This is a genomic window from Auritidibacter sp. NML130574 (genome assembly GCF_003185725.2).
In the GTDB taxonomy this organism is placed as follows: Bacteria; Actinomycetota; Actinomycetes; order Actinomycetales; family Micrococcaceae; genus Auritidibacter; species Auritidibacter ignavus.
In genome coordinates this window covers 1,237,293-1,252,902 of the sequence record NZ_CP031746.1, presented here as the reverse complement: position 1 = coordinate 1,252,902, position 15,610 = coordinate 1,237,293, and the positions used below count along the sequence as shown (strand labels likewise).

Below are 15,610 nucleotides of genomic sequence, written 5' to 3'. Positions count from 1 at the left end.
TCAGATGTCGTGCACCACTCGGCGGTAGCCCGACTCAAAGTCCTTCCGGCCACGGGCAATGTTCTCACCAACTAACCGCAACCTGTCGGTACGCAATCCCACGGTGAGTGCATTTTGGAGCACTTCACGATTTTTTGGTGTAAAGAACAGAAAGCCCAGGATCCGCTGTGCCCGATGGAAAAGGGACTGTGCGTCGAGATCGTCGTCGCCGAGCGCCTCATAATAAACATTAGCAATCTCCACCGGGCTCAGATCCTTCAAACGCCCATGTGAGCCCAACATCACGGTGCGGTATACCGCCCATTGATCGATGTTGACACTGGCGGGCCAGAGGAAGCCGTACTCGTCGGTGATCCAGGTGCCGTGAGCGAGCCGCTCACGGATGACCTGGCTGGCCGCGGAGCTGACGCGGGTGACGAACCGTGGCCGGCAGGGCCAGAGGTGATCGAGCAGATATTCCGCCCGGGGCCGACCGGACATCCCCGACGTATCGGGGTACCGCAACCGCTCGCCCCAGCGTGGTTCCAAATACTGCTGCAACTGAACATTGTCGACCTCGGCGCCGGACTGTGTGAAGCGCATAATGGTCTCCGTCTCCCGGAGCACATCCTCCAACTGCGAGGTAATCGTTTCGATGCGGTTCAGATCCCGATTCGATAAGCGGGGATTTGTGGCTACATCAGAACTTGGGTCCACAGGTGACACCGCCGGTGCCCAGAGTCGCTGGGCGCGCGCGTACTGTGTATGGAGACGTTGAATCGCTGGGTGCTGGCCGGTGACCCATTCGGGGTGGTCCAAGGCCTGAGCGGGGTTGGTTTCTCGCAGTGCCAGTTCCGACTGCAACCGCTTGATCTTGTGTTGTAAGGCGTTCAATCGGGCACGCTGGACACGACGTTGATATAAGAACACGGCACAACAGCCCACAGCGATCACCAGGGCCACCAGTAAGAAGAAGATCACAGGCTCCACGATGCTCACTCTATCTTGTGCGCTCGGTGTGGTGAGATGAAACTGTGGGACGCACGGCGGGCTGATCCATCACTTCCACCTCAGGTGCTCAAATACCCGGACCCAACTGGCAAAGAGGCGCCGGTTGGCAACCACGCCCCACTGGTTGGGGTTGGCCACCAGGAGCAGGTCAGCCTCTCGCGCCGCCTGATCTGCGGCCAGCTGCTCCGCGACGCTGTCTACGGTGCCCACCACCGTGGGCCCGGACCGAGCTCGAGCACCATCGAGCATCCCGACAGAATCTGTCTCCCCCGAGATCGGGGCATAACGGAGCTTGTCTTCGGCCGATTCGATCACGTAGATAGACCGAGTGACCGCCGTCTGTCCGCCTGTCGTGTGGCCCGAGGCAGTATAAGCGGCACGATACTCGGTGAGTTGGTGAGCCTGCTGGACATGGAAGGGGCGTCCGTCGTCTTCCAACAACAGGGTAGACGAGACCAAGTTATATCCCTGTTCGCCGGCCCAGACCGCCGACGAGGTGCTTCCGGCGCCCCAATACAGGCGGTTAATCAAGGTCGAGGAATACGGTTCGATGCGCAACCGGTCCACCCCCACCGGCGCCCAGGACGACTCCGGGTCAGCGTGAGCGATGGGCTCACCGGAGACTGCCTGTCGAATGCGTCCTCCGGTGTTGCGGGCATAGTCGGACCAGGACTGGCCCTGGTCACGGTGATAACCGAACTGGTGTTGCCCATCTAAGGCCGCCTCAGGGGAACCACGGGAGATCCCCAGGTGTAGACGCGCATCGGAGATGAGATCGGTGGTGGCGGCTTCCTCGGCAAAGTACAGCGGATTCTCGTAGCGCAACATTCACCCGTAACATTGGATTCATGACGAGTCGCGTAGCCGCCTACATGCGGATCTCCCAGGACCGCACGGGCGACGGATGGGCCATCGACACCCAGCTCCGCAAGATCAGCGACCTGGCCACGCTGAGGGGCTGGCGGGTCGTCGCCGAGTACGAGGACTCCTCCGTCTCGGCCTCCAAGCCGCGTGGTGCCGGCACGGACTGGGCCAGGATGCTTAAGGACGCCGACGCCGGTCAGTTCGACATCGTGGTCGCCGTCGACATCGACCGCCTCCTGCGCAGCACCAAGGATCTGAACACGCTGATCGACCATGGGCTGCAGGTCGTCACGGTCGACGGCGAGATCGACCTCGCCACGGCCGATGGGGAGTTCCGGGCGACGATGCTGGCCGGCACGCGCGCTTCGAGGCCAGGCGCAAGGCGGAGCGGACGATCCGCTCGAACGAACGCCGTCGTACCGAGGGGATGCCGGTGCTCTCGGGCTGGACGCCGTTCGGCTACACGAAGGACGGGGCGCAGATCCCGGAGCAGGCCGAGGCGGGTGCGTACCTGATCCGGTCGGGCGGGGGGGGGGCACCTTCCGCCAGTTCTACGACGAGCGGGGAGCGGGTCGACAAGCTGCGGGCGCCGGGCAAGCAGCTCGAGGACGAGGCGCGTCGTCATGAGGACGAGGCGCGCAGGATCACCGGCAGGGTCCGATGATGGAGATGACGGAATAGCCCCGGCCAGGGCCGGACGGGGCTATCGGTGAAGAGGGAGAGGTCCATGCTCGGCAGGTGCGCTGGGCCGGTCATGATCTTGGGTCAGGTGAGTTCGGTGATGAGGTCGCGGATGCGGGATCCGATCTCGTTATGGATGGGGCGCACAGCGTCGAGCCCAAGTCCTGCGGGGTTGTTCAACTGCCAGTCCTCGTAGCGTTTGCCGGGGAAGACCGGGCAGGTGTCGCCATATCTCGTCGTGCTCACTGCAGCCGAGGTCTGCGCGGTGTCGGTGGCGAGCAGCGTGGCATGGTCGGAGGGTTGGATTGCGCACACGGCGAGGGCCTTCGCCAGTGGCGGGGCCCTCGTGGCTGTTCCTATGACGGCATCGAAGTTCTGTGGATAGCGTCAGCCTTCCGTCTTGGCGTCCTGGCAGCAGTTCTCCTCCGTTGGCTGAGGCGTCGTAGTGTTGGTGTTCTGCTGCTTATCGTCTTCGTCGGCCGGGACGATCTCGACGTTGCAGCAGTCTGACTGCTCGTTCTTCGAGCGTCCGGTGAACAGGTCTTTCAGTCCCATGGTGGTTCCTTTCCTATGGTGGGTTTACGGGGGACAGTTGTAGGGATCAGGCTGTGATCGTGAGGATGTAGCCGCCGGCGATCGCCACGGTAAGGATGGTGACGACGAATGCCACGAGAAGCCGTGGCTTGAAGATCGCCGTGAGCATCGAGACCTCCGGCGGGGAGGCCCCGGCCCCGCCGATCATCAGGGCGAAGATCGGGCCGAGGGCCACACCGGCGGACTGGAGGGCCAGCCCGACCGGGAGCATGGTCTCCAAGCGGATGTAGAGCGGGATGCCGATGACCGCGGCCAGTGGCACCGCCCACCAGATGTTGGCTCCGGCGAAGGCGGTCAGCTGGTCCTCGGGGACGAACTCGTAGATCGCGGCTCCGATCGCCACGCCGATGAGCATGGGCACAAGCAGGGGGCGCAGATCGGTCCAGGCTTGGCGGAGCGCTCCGGGCATCTCGCCGCGCATTCCTTTCCACGGCTCGGGCGTCGTCTCGCCCTGCACGCGCACGCGCTTGAGCGCCTTCTTCAGGCCCAGGCCGCGCCATACCCACGGGATGATCAGTGAGACGGCCAGGGTGAAGAGCGTGTAGACGATCGCGGTCGTCCACCCGAAGATGATTCCGATGCCGCCGACGATGATCGGGTTGAGCAGCGGTGAGGCGATGAGGTAGGTCATCGCGGTCTGGAAGGCGACCCCGGCGTTGAGCATTCCGACCAGCATCGGCAGTGTCGAGCAGGAGCAGAATGGAGTCACCGCCCCCAAAAGTAGTCCCTTGATGGATCCGGGGACTTTCCCGCTGCTCATCCAGTCACGCATCTTCTCCGGGCCGAATCGCCGGTTGATCAGCGCGACGGCGGTCGAGACGACGAGGAACAGGGCCAGCAGCTCGCCCAGCAGCAGTGCGAAGGTGCCGAGCGTGTCAGTCAGCATCGGTCACCACACTGCGTGCCGGGATCTCGGCCTCGGTGCAGCAGGCTCGCTGTCCGGCGGGAGTCAGGGTGGCAAGGTGGGCCAGCCATTGGACTGGGGCGGCCAACTGTTCGCAGCAGATCGAGATGAGGTTCGACCGGCCCTGCGGGGTCACGTCGATCAGTTCCGCTTTAAGCAGGGCGGAGACGTGGTGGCTGACCAGCGCCTGACTAAGGCCGGTGGCCTCCTGCAGCTGCTTGTTCGTCTTGGCGCCATCGGCGAGGCACAGCACGATCGTGAGCCGGTTCTCATCGGCCAGAGCCGAGAGGGTGGGGGCCAGGTAGGCGGCGCGTTCTTTGGCTGACAGGTCCGAGGCCACGGCCGGAATTTGTATCGGTGAAGACATACCTCCACACTAACAAGCCACTGCTTATGACACAAGCGACGGCTTATCTATTGTGGGGGTGACGCCTCGGGGAGGTGGCTGGTGATGTCATGGACTGCGTCCTTGGCGGTCCTGCCCGCCCCGATCAGGGTGGCTGAGGCGAAGCCGGTCCAGTCCCCGTACCCGAGCAGGTGCAGGCGGGGCTCGTCGGCGGAGCGTGTGCCGATGGTCTTGGGCACGCCGTTCTCGCGCCTCAGGCCCAGGGACGCGAGATGGTTCAGGGTGGGGCGGAAGCCGGTGCACCAGATGATCGCGTCGTAGGGATCCATGGTGCCGTCGCTCCAGGCCGCTCCCTCGGCGGTGAGCCGGTCGAACATGGGGCGGGGGCGCAGCACGCCGCGGTCGCGGGCAGCACGGACACTGGGGACCATGACGATGTCGCCCAGACCGGAGACGCCATCGGCCTGGGTTCCCGCCTTCCGGGCGGCTTCTTCTCGGGTGGCGGTGTCGAAGAGGACGCGGCCGTCGACGTCGTCGGGCATGAACCGGGGCGGGTGTCGGGTCGCCCAGGTCGTCTCCGCGATGGTGGAGACCTCGGCGACGATCTGCGCGGCGGAATTGCCGGCACCGACGACCAGCACCCGCTGGCCGCGGAATCGCTCCGGGACGGAGTAGTCGACCGTGTGTAGCTGCTCGCCCGCGAAATCGGCCATGCCCGGATAGGCGGGTATGAAGGGGGTGTCCCAGGTGCCGGTGGCGCTGATGACGAACTCGGCGTTCCAGGTGCCCCGGTCGGTCTCAACGCTGAGCCCGCGGCTGTGGGCGCGGACGCCGCTGACCTGGACGGGCCGGTGCACGGGCAGCTCGTAACGCTGTTCGTAGTCGTGCAGGTACTCGACGACGTGACCGGCGGTGGGGAACGTCTCGCCCCGCTGGCGCGGCATTGGCCAGCCCGGTAGCGGGCTGTACTCGGCCGGGGAGAACAGTCGCAGTGAGTCCCAGCCGTGACGCCAGGCCCCGCCTGCACGGTCCTGCCGGTCGAGGATCACGAAGTTCAGCCCCGCCCGGCGCAGATAGTAGCCGGCGGCCAGGCCTGCTTGGCCGCCGCCGATCACCACGACGTCGGCGTGCTCACTCATCGGTCTCCTGAGGAACGAGCAGTTCGGCGATGAGGACGCGGACGCGGGTCTCGATCTCGTTCCGGATAGTACGCACGGCGTCGAGCCCACGCCCTGCGGGGTCGTCGAGCTGCCAGTCCTCGTAGCGCTTGCCGGGGAGAAACGGGCAGGTATCGCCGCACCCCATGGTGATGACGACATCAGCGGTCTGCACCGCGTCGGTGGTCAGCAGCTTGGGCCGCTCGGCGGTGATGTCGATGCCGACCTCGCGCATGGCCTCGACCACGGCCGGGTTGAGCTGGTGGGCGGGCTCCGACCCAGCGGAGCGGACCGCGATGCGGCCCGCCGCGTGGTGGGTGAGGAAGGCGGCGGCCATCTGGGAGCGTCCGGCGTTGTGGACGCAGACGAACAACACCGTCGGAGGGGTATCGGTGGTCATCGGGGGCTCGTTTCTGTCTGGTAGGGGTCGGTGTGGAACCAGCGGCGTGCAGCCCACAGGGAGACGTAGACGAGAGCGACGAGGACAGGCACCTCGATCAACGGGCCGACCACCCCGGCCAGCGCCTGCCCACTGGTTGCGCCGAAGGTGCCGATGGCGACGGCGATGGCGAGTTCGAAGTTGTTGCCCGCCGCGGTGAATGCCAGCGTGGTGGATCGGGCGTAGCCGAGGCCGATGCCCTTGCCGAGCAGGAGGCCTGCGAACCACATGAACGCGAAGTAGACCAGCAGCGGCAACGCGATCCTCGCGACATCGAGGGGATTCTGCGTGATGGTTTCGCCTTGGAGGGCGAAGAGCAGCACGATCGTGAACAGCAGCCCGTAGAGCGCCCACGGCCCGACGCGCGGGATGAACTTCTCTTCGTACCAGGCGCGGCCCTTGCGTTTCTCGCCGATCCAGCGGGTCGCGAACCCCGCGACCAGCGGTACGCCGAGGAAGACGAGCACGTTGAGGGCGATCTGCCCGACCGAGACGTCCAGGCCCTGGGTGTCCAGGCCCAGCCAACCAGGAAGCACGGTGAGGTAGAACCATCCGAGCACGGAGAACATCACGACCTGGAAGATCGAGTTGATCGCGACCAGCACCGCGGTCGCTTCCCGGTCGCCGCAGGCCAGGTCGTTCCAGATCACCACCATCGCGATACAGCGGGCGAGACCGACGATGATGAGGCCGGTGCGGTACTCGGGCAGATCGGGCAGGAACAGCCAGGCGAGGGCGAACATGACCGCGGGGCCGAGCAGCCAGTTCAGCACCAGCGAGGACACCAGGAGTTTCTTGTCGCCGATGACGGCGGCGATCTTGTCGTAGCGGACTTTCGCGAGCACCGGGTACATCATCACCAGCAGGCCCAGTCCGATCGGCACCGAGATGCCGGCGACCTCCATCCTCGTGAGCACGTCAGCCAGGGCGGGGATGAAGCGGCCCAGGAGGAGGCCGGCGATCATCGCCAGCCCGATCCAGACCGGCAGCCACTTATCCAACGTCGACAACTGCCGCCTCGCCGCAGCCGCAGGCGCTGGGGTGTTCGTGCTCTTGGTGTTCGGGGGTGCGGGCATCGTGCTGCTCAGTCTCCTCGTCAGCTCGGGGTATGCGGTTAGTTCGTAGGCTTAGTGGCGCGGATGATCGCGGCGTGCATCCTGTCCGCGGGCTCGTGCGTGAACTCCACGCTCGCACCCGTGAACCCCGCCTTGGCGAGGCCGTCGAGGTACTCGGTCTTCGACAGGGCTCCGGCGATACACCCAACGTAGGAACCGCGCTCAGCACGCTCTTCGGGGGTGAGGGGGTCTTCGGCGACGACATCGGAGGCCCCGATACGGCCACCCGGCGCGAGGACGCGGAACATCTCGGCAAGGTCGGCGGGCTTGTCGGTGGAGAGGTTGATGACGCAGTTGGAGATCACCACATCCACCGACCCGCCCGAAAGCGATATGTCCTCGATGGTGCCCTTGAGGAACTCGACGTTCTCCGCCCCGGCCTCGTTCTTGTTCTTCTCGGCCAGCGGGAGCATCTCGTCGGTCATGTCCACCCCATAGGCGAACCCCGACTTACCGACCCTGCGGGCGGGGAGCAGCACATCGAGGCCGCCACCGGAGCCGAGGTCGAGGACGCGCTCACCCTTGTGGAGTTCGGCGACCGCCGTGGGATTGCCGCAGCCCAGGCTGGCCTCGACCGCCTCCAATGGGAGTCCGGCGGCGGTCGCCTCGTCGTAGAGGCCCGCGCCGAAGCTCCGCTCGGTCGGAGCACAGCACGAACCCGAATCCGGCTCAGTGCCCTCGGCGGCAGTCGTGCTGGAACAGCACGAGGAGACGGGGGTCTCCTCGGTGAGGAGGTCGGCGTTGCAGGTGCCGGTGGTGACCGCGGTCGCGGCCTGGGCGTAGCGGGCGCGGACCTGCTCACGCAGCTCGGTATTCTCGTTCTCGCTCATTGCCTGCTCCATTTCCCGCGGGTACCCCGACTACATATTGATGCTCGTCGATGTATCGACAGTTGTCAATGCATGGCGTAGGGTCGAGGGCATGCCGATCTCACTGTCGCTGGTCGCGACCGACACGGGAGGATGTTGCGCCCCCGTCACGGGTGGGGTGCTCGCGGTCGAGGATGCGCAGCAGTTGGCGCGGATGTTCAAGGCCCTCGGTGATCCCACGAGGGTGCGGTTGGTGTCGATGATCGCTGCGCAGTCCGGCGGGGAGGCGTGTGTGTGCGATCTGACCGAGCCTGTCGGCCTCTCCCAGCCCACGGTCTCGCATCACATGAAGCAGCTCGTCGACGCCGGCCTGGTCACGCGTGAGCAGCGCGGCAAGTGGGCCTACTACGCGGTCGTTCCCGAGATCCTGGGGATGCTCTCGGCCGCGCTCGACCCGCAGACACTGAGCACTGACACTCCCGCGTGCTCCTGCTGAGGAGATTCGGGGTTCAGCGGCGCAGGGCGGCGTAGCGGTTCCACGCTGCTCCCGCGAGGGTTCCAGTTCGTCGGCCTTATGCTCAAGGCAGGGCTACTGGTGCTGCCGGAGGATGACGGCCCGACTTCCGCGAGACGAAGGGTGCCCTGCGCACGGCATGGCGCGAGTTCCAGGCGTTCCAGGCCCGCTCGCCCATCTGGCGGCTCGCGCTCATGGCGGCGCTCTACACCGTCGGCTTCATGGTCGTGCGGCTGCTGTTGACGCAGGCGATGGGGATCTTCGAGAACGTCTGGATCGCAGGCGGCATCTCGGCGCTCGTCGCCTCGGTGATCGTCGCCCCGACGCTCATCAGCAACCTCATCAAGGGGGTCGGCTCCAAGACGGGCGTGAAGGTCACGAAGGACAAGAGCTGTGGATGTGATGGCTTGGTGGCGGGTTTCTGTGATCTCTCAGTGGCGGTGCAGGCGCGATCAGGTGGCGGCCGTGGTGCGGCGCAGCTCGCGGTAGATGGTGGTGCGGGAGACGTTGAACAGCTCGGCGAGCTCGGCTTGGGTGTGTTCGCCGGCCGTGTGCAACGTCAGCAGGTGCTTGCGCTGAGAGGGCGAGAGTTTGGGCTTCGTGCCTTTGAGTTTGCCCTTGGATCTGGCGATGCCAATGCCTTCGCGGGTGCGCAGGCGGATGAGGTCCGCCTCAAACTCGGCCACCATGCCGAGCACGTTGAACAGCAACCGGCCGACGGCATCGTTGGGGTCGTAGACGCTGCCTCCGAGACTGAGCGCCACTCCCTTGATGGTGAGCTCGTCGGCGGTGTCCCTCGCGTCCGGGAGCGAGCGCGCCAGCCGACGTACGGTGAAGGATCCCCTTACGGGCATGCGATCTGGGCTGACGCCTGTGACCGAGTGTTCAGTACCTGCTGTATAGTTAAGTTCATGCTGACTATTGCTTCGCGTCTCGACGTGATGAACCGCCTGGGTCGTGCACTGGCCGACCCCACTCGATCCCGGATCATCTTGACCCTGCTCGACCATCCCGCTTACCCGGCGGAACTGGCCCGAGATCTGGACCTGACACGCCCGAACGTGTCCAACCATCTGGCATGCCTGCGCGATTGCGGGATCGTCGTCTCCGAGCCCGAGGGCCGTCGGACACGATATGAGATCGCCGATTCGCACCTGGCGCAGGCGCTAACGGCACTGGTCGATGCCACCCTGGCAGTGGACGAAGACGCCCCGTGCATCGATCCCGCCTGCTCGCTTCCCGGATGCGACGCAGCTGGGGAGGGCGCATGATCCTCACCTCGGTCTTGCAGGCGATGGGCCTGTTCGCAGCGACCAACATCGACGACATCATCGTGCTCTCCCTCTTCTTCGCGCGAGGGGCAGGCCAGCGCGGCACTACCGCCCGCATTTTGGCCGGCCAGTACCTCGGATTCGCCGGCATCCTCGGTGCCTCGGTCCTGGTGACCATCGGCGCCGGAGCATTCCTGCCCTCGGCAGCCATCCCGTACTTCGGTCTCATTCCTCTGGGCCTCGGCCTCTGGGCCGCATGGCAGGCCTGGCGCGGAGACGATGACGACGATGACGACGAGGCCAAGGTTGCCGGCAAGAAGGTCGGCGTGTGGACAGTCGCAGGCGTCACCTTTGCCAACGGCGGCGACAACATCGGCGTCTACACCCCTGTCTTCCTCAGCGTGGAACCTCTCGCAGTAGTCGCCTACTGCATCGTCTTCCTCGCGCTCGTCGCGGTCCTGGTGGCCCTGGCAAAGTTCGTCGCCACCCGCCCCCCGATCGCCGAAGTGCTCGAACGCTGGGAGCACATCCTCTTCCCCATCGTTCTCATCGGCCTCGGCATCGTGATCCTCGTCAGCGGCGGAGCCTTCGGACTCTGACGTAGCGGCAACGATCCAAACGGCCCCGACCGTGCTCACCCCTCTCGGTTCAGACCGCGACACCTACCTGCAGCCAGTCCTGGGTGATCGCGGCAACAAGACCGCCACGGAGCGTTGCAAAAACCCCGCCACGAAGCGAACGAAGCCACAACCACACCTCCCGATGCCCGGTGATCCGACGGAGGAGGATCAACGGGCGCCCTGTTCTGCGTGCGGGACCTCAGCCGTCCTCGAGTCGACGCAGAATGTTCGCCAACAGAATCACGGCATCCGCGGTGATGCCGGTCGTGGTCCGGTCGGCCTTCGGTGAGTGCTTCATCTTGTGGGCGAGAGCCGACGCCTTCTTGGTCAGCCCCCGCAGCTCCTCATTGGACTTGCCGGGCAGACGGTGGTCGATGTACGCGCCGATGCGGATGTCGGTCTTGTCGACCGGAGGCTCTGAGAGTACCGGAGGGCAGTGCACCTCAGGATCGTAGACGTGGGCGCTGAGCGCCTCGAGGACGCCGACGCAACGGTTGCCCACATCCTTGTAGTCGACAGGCGTGGAGGCTGACCTGAAGCGCTGCCGTAGCTGTGAGATGTGATCGTCGACGTCAGTCCAGCCGAGATCGCCGTGCGGCGAGATGCCTTCGGCCAGTTCGCCAAGGAACTGCCGCTCTTCGGCCTCCTCAAGCTGATCCTGGATCGGCCGAAACACCTTCTCGATGATGTCGCGGCGGGCTTGCCACTTCCCATAGGCACCTTCAGCGATCCAGTGACTGTGGAAGGACGAGAAGTCACGCCATGGAGGGTCGAAGACGATGCCCCTCCGCTTGAGGAGCATGCGGAGCGCCTTGAGTGCGGCCCTCGCCTCGTCCTCGTCGGTCCGCAGGTGCGACTTCTCGGTGCCGTAGGACTCGTACTCTGCTCGGACGAGCCTGGTGAGCTCGAGCGCGGTCTCCAGCGGGTTCGGGTCGTAAGCGGTGCCCTGTGCGAGCTGGGTGATCAGGTCGGCGTTGAGAACCGGCTTCGATGAATCCCAGGGGTTGTCAGTCCCCGCTGGCTCCTCGAAGAAGTCTTTGATGCGCATGCTTCATTATCCCACGACTCCTGCATTCACGCAGATCAAGAAAGAGACCCTCGAGGAGCGAGCGGATGCTCCCCGGGGGTCTCGTGATCACGCTCAGCTCTCCTGCTTCTGCAGTAGCTTCGAGCTGACGTGGTTCTGGTGCGGGATGGTGATCGAGCCGTCGTCGTTGACCGTGCCGTAGACGTTGTAGCTCATGAGTCCGACGAAGGTCAGCTCATCGCCGTTGCGGGTCCAGGAACAGTCATCGTCGATCTCGGCCTGCGGGTTGGTCCGCTCCTGGTGGCCGCAGGTGCTGTCCTCGCCGAGGACGAGCATGTATCGGCCCTCCTTGGCGTCGAGGTAGGTGCCCTCGAGGCTGTCGCCACTACAGCCGGTGAGCAGGGCGCTGGCGGCGATGGCGAGCGTGGTGGCGGTGATCAGGTGGCATCGCATGGTGGGGCTCCTATGGGAGGCAGAGATCTGTCAGACATGCTATGCCCGATTAGATGCTGCGTACGTGTGCGCAACTATGCTGCCAAGACAGGTTGAAATGCAGTCCATAATAAAAGGACAAGGCGAGCAAGACCCCGCTCCGGACCGAAGAAGGTCACCGTGATAGACCGTGCTGAGATCACCGTTGGATATCTGCACGCCTGTGGCGATCTGGAAACCTTCCTCGCGCTGGCTGGTGACGCCGAGTTGCGTAGCCGAAGCGCCGGTACGCGCTGGACCAACGAAGAATTGTTGTTTCACATGGTGTTCGGTTACATGGTGACCCGACGCCTGCTGCCCCTCGTCAAGTGTTTCGGTCGGTTGCCACCGTCCGTGGGGAATGCCTTTGCTGGGTTGCTCGATGCCGGGACCAAGCCCTTTGATTGGGTCAATTACTGGGGGTCTTGGGCGGCATCGCGCGTGTACAATCGTCACCGGATGGCCCGGAAGTTGCGTCGGGTCACGACCACGCTGGCCGCCAACCTGGAAACCGAGTCCCACGCCTCCTTGGGGCTGCAGATGGCGTTTCCCACCCGGTGGGATCCATTTTTTCGGCCGGTGATGACCGTGGCCGACCTCTACGCCTACCCCACGAAACATTTCGCCTTCCACGCCCAGCAACTGAGTTTCCTGCCCCACACCCCCGAATAACAAAGGGTCAGGCACAACAAGACGTGGGCAGCTCGTCATGGAAGGTGCCTGCCACCAGGCGCAGTGCTTCGGAGGTGGTCAGATAGGGTGCCCAGGTGTCGGCGAGGTGGCGGGTGGTCATCCCCGCGGTGATCGCATAAGTTGCCGGGAGCAGGAGCTCTGCTGCGTGATCGCCGATAGCGCTGATGCCCAGGATTTTGTCCGTTCTTGTTTCGGCGACCATCTTCAGCGCCCCGCAAGTGTCGTGATTGACTAAGGCGCGCGGCAGGTCTTGGAAGCTCAGCACCCGGGAGTGACACCGGTACCCGGCTCTCCGGGCCGCGGCTTCGGTCAGTCCGGCCGTGGCCAGTTGGGGGCGCGAGAAGATCACGGCAGGTAGGCCGGTGTAATCGACTTTCGTGGCCGGCACTTGCGGATCGGTGCGCAGGGCATTGGCCGCGGCAGCTTTGCCGGTGGCCGCGGCGACGTAGACATATTGCGGGGCCGCCGTAACGTCACCGGCAGCAAAGACCCGCGCATTGGTGGTGCGCTGGTGGTCATCGACGAGGATGAATCCCTCCTGGTCGGTGGTGATACCTGCGGCGGGCAGGTTGAGATGCTCGGTGGACGGGCGGCGGCCGGTGGCCACCAGCAGGCGCTCAGCACACAGGCTGCGTCCCGAGGCGGTGGCCACCTGGATCTGGTCATGCTCCTGGGTCACCCCGGTGGCGTGCTCTTCGAGCACCGTAATCCCATCGAGGGTCAGGGTTTGTCGGAGGATGGCGGTCATTTCTGGCTCGGCGGTGGGGGCTATCCGGCCGATGATCGTCACCCGGGTGCCCAAGTCGGCAAAAAGCTGGGCTTGTTCGATGCCGACGTAGCCGCCGCCGATAATAATCATGGACTCGGGCAGCTCGGTCAGTGCCATGGCCGTGGTCGAGGTCAGATAGTCCACCTCGTCCAACCCGGTCACGTCCTGTGGTAAGGCTGGCACCGCGCCGGTGGCCAGCACAATCGAACCGGCTGTCACCGGGGTCCCATCCACCACCAGGGTGTCGGGATCAACAAAGGAGGCCTCCCCGGTGCGGATCTGGAACCCATGCGCGGCCGCGACCTCAGCGTATTTGGTGTCTCGCAGCCGGGTGATTAGCTGGTCTTTTTGTCCGACCAGCGACCCCAGATCCACGCCCGCGGCGGAGGTGGGGACCCCGGGGAACGGGTTGGTCAGGGCGGCTTGCCGGGTGCCGGCCGCGGCCAACAGCGTTTTGGACGGGACGCATCCGATGTTCACGCAGGTGCCACCGAGGGTGTCCCGCTCGATCACCAACACCTCTTTGCCGGCCCGCCGGGCTGTAATGGCTGCCGCCATGCCAGCGCCACCGGAGCCCACCACCACCAGATCAACGTCGAAACCTTGTACCATCTGTTTGCCTCTTTCTTTGGTCTGCACCCAGTATGAACCTTCCAGTACACTGGAAGGTCAAGTCCGACGATCATAAAGGAGCCTTGAGTTCAATGAGGATTGGCGAATTGGCAGACGCTGCCGACACCACCACCAAAACGCTGCGCTATTACGAAGCCATCGGGCTGCTGCCACCCCCGGATCGGGCCCCGAACGGCTACCGAGACTACCCCGAAGCGATGCTCTGGCGACTCGATTTCATCCGTCGAGGCCAACGCGCGGGACTGTCCCTGGCCCACATCGGTGAGATTCTGCGGATGCGCGATACCGGCCAGCCGCCTTGCGCCCACGTCGACGCGCTGCTGGCCAACCGTCTGACCGAGCTCGACCAGCAGATCGCTGACCTCATCCAATTACGCCAGACCGTCACTGCCCTGCACCACACCAGCCGCGCAGCGGACCCCGCCACGTGCCACGCCGAGGCCATCTGCACCAACCTCTGACCGCCAGAGCTGATGACTGCAAGAACTGTTCAACCGCTGTGGCTTAGAGACCGAAGGCTCCGCCGCTGATGAGGATCACAATGCCCAGCCCAATGAGGACTGCTGGAAACAGAATGTGTTCCCACCGTTCCAGGGCTTCGGCGATAGGTTTCCTGGACGTAATCCATCGAGCCACAAACACCAGGACGGCGACGAGGAGTAAGAAGACGATGCAGTAGGCCAGGATTGTGCTCCAGCTAACACTGACGAACACTGGCACATAGACCCCGATATTGTCGCCACCATTGGCGAAGGTCACCGCGGCCACGGTCCAGACCGAGACTCGCTTGCCTTCCAGCTGTGCTGCGTCGTCATCGTCGTCGTCGCGATTGCGCCACGCCTGCCATGTTGCCCATAGGCCTAGCCCCAGTGGGATCAGGCCAAAATAAGGCAGCACTTGGTCAGGTAGCAGCGCTTGGGCGCCCAGGGCCGCAAGCACGGCAGCCCCGAGAATGCCGAGGAATCCGAGATATTGTCCCAGCAGGATACGGCGGGTGGTGCCGGGTTGTCCTTGGCCTCGGCCGAAGAACAACGACAAGATAATGATGTCGTCGATATTGGTGGCGATGAACAGCCCAACTGCTTGCGCAATGGAGGACAGGATCACGCACTCACCTCCGCAACGTCACTACAGTCCCCCACAGTGCAGGCCGGGTCGATGCACGGTGCGGCCTCATCGACGGCCAGGGTCGTGTCCACCAGCGCCGTCAGTGCCCGAGTCAGGTGTGGGTCGGCGATCTCATAGCGCGTCTGGCGTCCCTGGTGGTGCGCCACCACAATCCCACAGTCCCGCAGACAGGCCAGATGGTTTGACACGTTCGACCGCGTCAGCTCAAGGTTCTGGGCGAGTACCGCCGGATACTCTGGCCCACGCAACAGGGTCAACAGGATGCGGGACCGCGTGGGGTCAGCCATGGCTCGACCCAAGCGGTTCATCACATCAATACGTGCATCATTCGTCAGCATGCGCTGAACTATACAGCAGTGACTGAATAGTTCTTCTGGGTTTTACGAGAAGTGGAGTAGATCGATGCTCACCCTAAAGAATTTCCACCACGACAACAGTTGAGTACTGTCAAAGAGGGTATAGACGCGTTTACGTGACAGTGCAGTAAACGCGCCTATAGCTCAGAGGTTGCGGAAGACGAGGACGCCGCCGTCCTCGGCGACGTAGCTGCCGGACCGCACCCAGCCGAAGAGGGCTTCCTGCTGG

The 15,610-nt window shown here is 64.5% G+C and carries 21 protein-coding genes and 2 pseudogenes; 6 read left to right on the top strand and 17 right to left on the bottom strand.

Annotated elements, in window-relative coordinates; translation table 11 throughout:
• Positions 1 to 969, bottom strand: coding sequence for a LapA family protein (locus tag DCC27_RS05725; RefSeq protein WP_146206739.1), 969 nt, complete (start codon positions 967 to 969; stop codon positions 1 to 3).
• Between the two features lie 69 nt (positions 970 to 1,038).
• Positions 1,039 to 1,818 carry an LLM class flavin-dependent oxidoreductase gene (locus DCC27_RS05720; RefSeq protein ID WP_233242819.1) on the bottom strand — a complete coding sequence of 260 codons (780 nt, stop codon included), beginning with the start codon at positions 1,816 to 1,818 and terminating at the stop codon, positions 1,039 to 1,041.
• A 20-nt stretch (positions 1,819 to 1,838) separates the two neighbouring features.
• On the opposite strand from DCC27_RS05720, the pseudogene DCC27_RS05715 reads away from it, so the two are divergent.
• Positions 1,839 to 2,356 (top strand): annotated as a pseudogene (locus DCC27_RS05715) (recombinase family protein); the annotation flags it as partial.
• Between the two features lie 263 nt (positions 2,357 to 2,619).
• Here the strand turns inward: DCC27_RS05715 and DCC27_RS12310 are convergent.
• The 8 genes from DCC27_RS12310 to DCC27_RS05680 all read right to left on the bottom strand — a co-directional run bounded on the left by DCC27_RS12310 (position 2,620) and on the right by DCC27_RS05680 (position 7,920).
• Positions 2,620 to 2,850, bottom strand: coding sequence for a hypothetical protein (locus DCC27_RS12310; RefSeq protein WP_199223075.1), 231 nt, complete (start codon positions 2,848 to 2,850; stop codon positions 2,620 to 2,622).
• A 72-nt stretch (positions 2,851 to 2,922) separates the two neighbouring features.
• Positions 2,923 to 3,090 (bottom strand): hypothetical protein, encoded by a 168-nt coding sequence (locus DCC27_RS12190; RefSeq protein WP_166769961.1) that lies wholly within the window; start codon positions 3,088 to 3,090, stop codon positions 2,923 to 2,925.
• Positions 3,091 to 3,136: 46 nt separating this feature from the next.
• A complete protein-coding gene (locus DCC27_RS05705; RefSeq protein ID WP_110101657.1) occupies positions 3,137 to 4,015 on the bottom strand; it encodes a permease in 879 nt (292 codons plus the stop codon).
• Positions 4,005 to 4,400 (bottom strand): helix-turn-helix transcriptional regulator, encoded by a 396-nt coding sequence (locus DCC27_RS05700; RefSeq protein ID WP_110101658.1) that lies wholly within the window; start codon positions 4,398 to 4,400, stop codon positions 4,005 to 4,007. Before DCC27_RS05700 ends, DCC27_RS05705 begins: the two co-directional genes overlap by 11 nt.
• Before the next feature lie 47 nt (positions 4,401 to 4,447).
• The gene (locus DCC27_RS05695) at positions 4,448 to 5,518 is read right to left on the bottom strand and encodes an ArsO family NAD(P)H-dependent flavin-containing monooxygenase (RefSeq protein WP_110101659.1); all 1,071 of its coding nucleotides are present in this window, start codon (positions 5,516 to 5,518) and stop codon (positions 4,448 to 4,450) included.
• The gene (locus DCC27_RS05690) at positions 5,511 to 5,936 is read right to left on the bottom strand and encodes an arsenate reductase ArsC (protein ID WP_110098754.1); all 426 of its coding nucleotides are present in this window, start codon (positions 5,934 to 5,936) and stop codon (positions 5,511 to 5,513) included. The genes DCC27_RS05695 and DCC27_RS05690 overlap by 8 nt, the downstream gene beginning before the upstream one ends.
• Entirely contained in the window at positions 5,933 to 7,051 is a 1,119-nt protein-coding gene (arsB, locus tag DCC27_RS05685; RefSeq protein WP_110101660.1) for an ACR3 family arsenite efflux transporter, read from the bottom strand. Before arsB ends, DCC27_RS05690 begins: the two co-directional genes overlap by 4 nt.
• A 38-nt stretch (positions 7,052 to 7,089) precedes the next feature.
• Complete coding sequence (locus tag DCC27_RS05680) at positions 7,090 to 7,920, bottom strand: methyltransferase domain-containing protein (RefSeq protein WP_110101661.1); 831 nt, start codon at positions 7,918 to 7,920, stop codon at positions 7,090 to 7,092.
• A gap of 91 nt (positions 7,921 to 8,011) precedes the next feature.
• Between DCC27_RS05680 and DCC27_RS05675 the strand changes: the two genes are divergently transcribed.
• The gene (locus DCC27_RS05675) at positions 8,012 to 8,395 is read left to right on the top strand and encodes a metalloregulator ArsR/SmtB family transcription factor (RefSeq protein WP_110098825.1); all 384 of its coding nucleotides are present in this window, start codon (positions 8,012 to 8,014) and stop codon (positions 8,393 to 8,395) included.
• Positions 8,396 to 8,618: 223 nt separating this feature from the next.
• Here the strand turns inward: DCC27_RS05675 and DCC27_RS12650 are convergent, their stop codons facing one another.
• Positions 8,619 to 8,744, bottom strand: a complete 126-nt coding sequence (locus DCC27_RS12650; protein ID WP_255410796.1) for a hypothetical protein — start codon at positions 8,742 to 8,744, stop codon at positions 8,619 to 8,621.
• 121 nt (positions 8,745 to 8,865) lie between these two features.
• Positions 8,866 to 9,300 (bottom strand): annotated as a pseudogene (locus tag DCC27_RS05665) (recombinase family protein); the annotation flags it as partial.
• 24 nt (positions 9,301 to 9,324) lie between these two features.
• Here DCC27_RS05665 and DCC27_RS05660 point away from each other — a divergent pair.
• Both DCC27_RS05660 and DCC27_RS05655 read left to right on the top strand, forming a co-directional pair.
• On the top strand, positions 9,325 to 9,684 hold the full coding sequence (locus tag DCC27_RS05660; protein WP_006590980.1) for a helix-turn-helix transcriptional regulator: 360 nt from the start codon (positions 9,325 to 9,327) through the stop codon (positions 9,682 to 9,684).
• Positions 9,681 to 10,283 carry a cadmium resistance transporter gene (locus DCC27_RS05655; protein ID WP_110101663.1) on the top strand — a complete coding sequence of 201 codons (603 nt, stop codon included), beginning with the start codon at positions 9,681 to 9,683 and terminating at the stop codon, positions 10,281 to 10,283. Before DCC27_RS05660 ends, DCC27_RS05655 begins: the two co-directional genes overlap by 4 nt.
• A 220-nt stretch (positions 10,284 to 10,503) precedes the next feature.
• On the opposite strand, the gene DCC27_RS05650 is transcribed toward DCC27_RS05655, so the two are convergent.
• Together DCC27_RS05650 and DCC27_RS05645 are read right to left on the bottom strand one after the other, a co-directional pair.
• Positions 10,504 to 11,352 (bottom strand): hypothetical protein, encoded by an 849-nt coding sequence (locus DCC27_RS05650; RefSeq protein WP_110110352.1) that lies wholly within the window; start codon positions 11,350 to 11,352, stop codon positions 10,504 to 10,506.
• 93 nt (positions 11,353 to 11,445) lie between these two features.
• Positions 11,446 to 11,784: a hypothetical protein gene (locus DCC27_RS05645; RefSeq protein ID WP_110098749.1), complete on the bottom strand. Its 339-nt coding sequence runs from the start codon at positions 11,782 to 11,784 to the stop codon at positions 11,446 to 11,448.
• Between the two features lie 159 nt (positions 11,785 to 11,943).
• Here DCC27_RS05645 and DCC27_RS05640 point away from each other — a divergent pair, with 159 nt between their 5' ends.
• Complete coding sequence (locus DCC27_RS05640; protein WP_043057151.1) at positions 11,944 to 12,474, top strand: DinB family protein; 531 nt, start codon at positions 11,944 to 11,946, stop codon at positions 12,472 to 12,474.
• 7 nt (positions 12,475 to 12,481) lie between these two features.
• Here the strand turns inward: DCC27_RS05640 and merA are convergent, their stop codons facing one another.
• Entirely contained in the window at positions 12,482 to 13,876 is a 1,395-nt protein-coding gene (gene merA, locus DCC27_RS05635) for a mercury(II) reductase (protein WP_110110351.1), read from the bottom strand.
• A gap of 92 nt (positions 13,877 to 13,968) precedes the next feature.
• Between merA and DCC27_RS05630 the strand changes: the two genes are divergently transcribed.
• Positions 13,969 to 14,358, top strand: a complete 390-nt coding sequence (locus DCC27_RS05630) for a heavy metal-responsive transcriptional regulator (RefSeq protein WP_043057152.1) — start codon at positions 13,969 to 13,971, stop codon at positions 14,356 to 14,358.
• Between the two features lie 43 nt (positions 14,359 to 14,401).
• Here DCC27_RS05630 and DCC27_RS05625 read toward each other — a convergent pair whose 3' ends face one another.
• Positions 14,402 to 15,004: a cadmium resistance transporter gene (locus DCC27_RS05625; RefSeq protein ID WP_110110350.1), complete on the bottom strand. Its 603-nt coding sequence runs from the start codon at positions 15,002 to 15,004 to the stop codon at positions 14,402 to 14,404.
• Positions 15,001 to 15,363 carry a helix-turn-helix transcriptional regulator gene (locus tag DCC27_RS05620; RefSeq protein WP_043057154.1) on the bottom strand — a complete coding sequence of 121 codons (363 nt, stop codon included), beginning with the start codon at positions 15,361 to 15,363 and terminating at the stop codon, positions 15,001 to 15,003. The genes DCC27_RS05625 and DCC27_RS05620 overlap by 4 nt, the downstream gene beginning before the upstream one ends.
• Positions 15,364 to 15,610: the final 247 nt, after the last annotated feature.

What these genes read in the sequence shown, in the direction of transcription:
- DCC27_RS05720 (WP_233242819.1), bottom strand. Translation starts at nt 1,818, where the DNA reads ATGTTGCGCTACGAGAATCCGCTGTACTTTGCCGAGGAAGCCGCCACC.
- DCC27_RS12190 (WP_166769961.1), bottom strand. Translation starts at nt 3,090, where the DNA reads ATGGGACTGAAAGACCTGTTCACCGGACGCTCGAAGAACGAGCAGTCA.
- DCC27_RS05705 (WP_110101657.1), bottom strand. Translation starts at nt 4,015, where the DNA reads ATGCTGACTGACACGCTCGGCACCTTCGCACTGCTGCTGGGCGAGCTG.
- DCC27_RS05700 (WP_110101658.1), bottom strand. Translation starts at nt 4,400, where the DNA reads ATGTCTTCACCGATACAAATTCCGGCCGTGGCCTCGGACCTGTCAGCC.
- DCC27_RS05695 (WP_110101659.1), bottom strand. Translation starts at nt 5,518, where the DNA reads ATGAGTGAGCACGCCGACGTCGTGGTGATCGGCGGCGGCCAAGCAGGC.
- DCC27_RS05690 (WP_110098754.1), bottom strand. Translation starts at nt 5,936, where the DNA reads ATGACCACCGATACCCCTCCGACGGTGTTGTTCGTCTGCGTCCACAAC.
- arsB (WP_110101660.1), bottom strand. Translation starts at nt 7,051, where the DNA reads ATGCCCGCACCCCCGAACACCAAGAGCACGAACACCCCAGCGCCTGCG.
- DCC27_RS05680 (WP_110101661.1), bottom strand. Translation starts at nt 7,920, where the DNA reads ATGAGCGAGAACGAGAATACCGAGCTGCGTGAGCAGGTCCGCGCCCGC.
- DCC27_RS05675 (WP_110098825.1), top strand. Translation starts at nt 8,012, where the DNA reads ATGCCGATCTCACTGTCGCTGGTCGCGACCGACACGGGAGGATGTTGC.
- DCC27_RS12650 (WP_255410796.1), bottom strand. Translation starts at nt 8,744, where the DNA reads ATGAGCGTCGGGGCGACGATCACCGAGGCGACGAGCGCCGAGATGCCG.
- DCC27_RS05660 (WP_006590980.1), top strand. Translation starts at nt 9,325, where the DNA reads ATGCTGACTATTGCTTCGCGTCTCGACGTGATGAACCGCCTGGGTCGT.
- DCC27_RS05655 (WP_110101663.1), top strand. Translation starts at nt 9,681, where the DNA reads ATGATCCTCACCTCGGTCTTGCAGGCGATGGGCCTGTTCGCAGCGACC.
- DCC27_RS05650 (WP_110110352.1), bottom strand. Translation starts at nt 11,352, where the DNA reads ATGCGCATCAAAGACTTCTTCGAGGAGCCAGCGGGGACTGACAACCCC.
- DCC27_RS05645 (WP_110098749.1), bottom strand. Translation starts at nt 11,784, where the DNA reads ATGCGATGCCACCTGATCACCGCCACCACGCTCGCCATCGCCGCCAGC.
- merA (WP_110110351.1), bottom strand. Translation starts at nt 13,876, where the DNA reads ATGGTACAAGGTTTCGACGTTGATCTGGTGGTGGTGGGCTCCGGTGGC.
- DCC27_RS05630 (WP_043057152.1), top strand. Translation starts at nt 13,969, where the DNA reads ATGAGGATTGGCGAATTGGCAGACGCTGCCGACACCACCACCAAAACG.
- DCC27_RS05620 (WP_043057154.1), bottom strand. Translation starts at nt 15,363, where the DNA reads ATGCTGACGAATGATGCACGTATTGATGTGATGAACCGCTTGGGTCGA.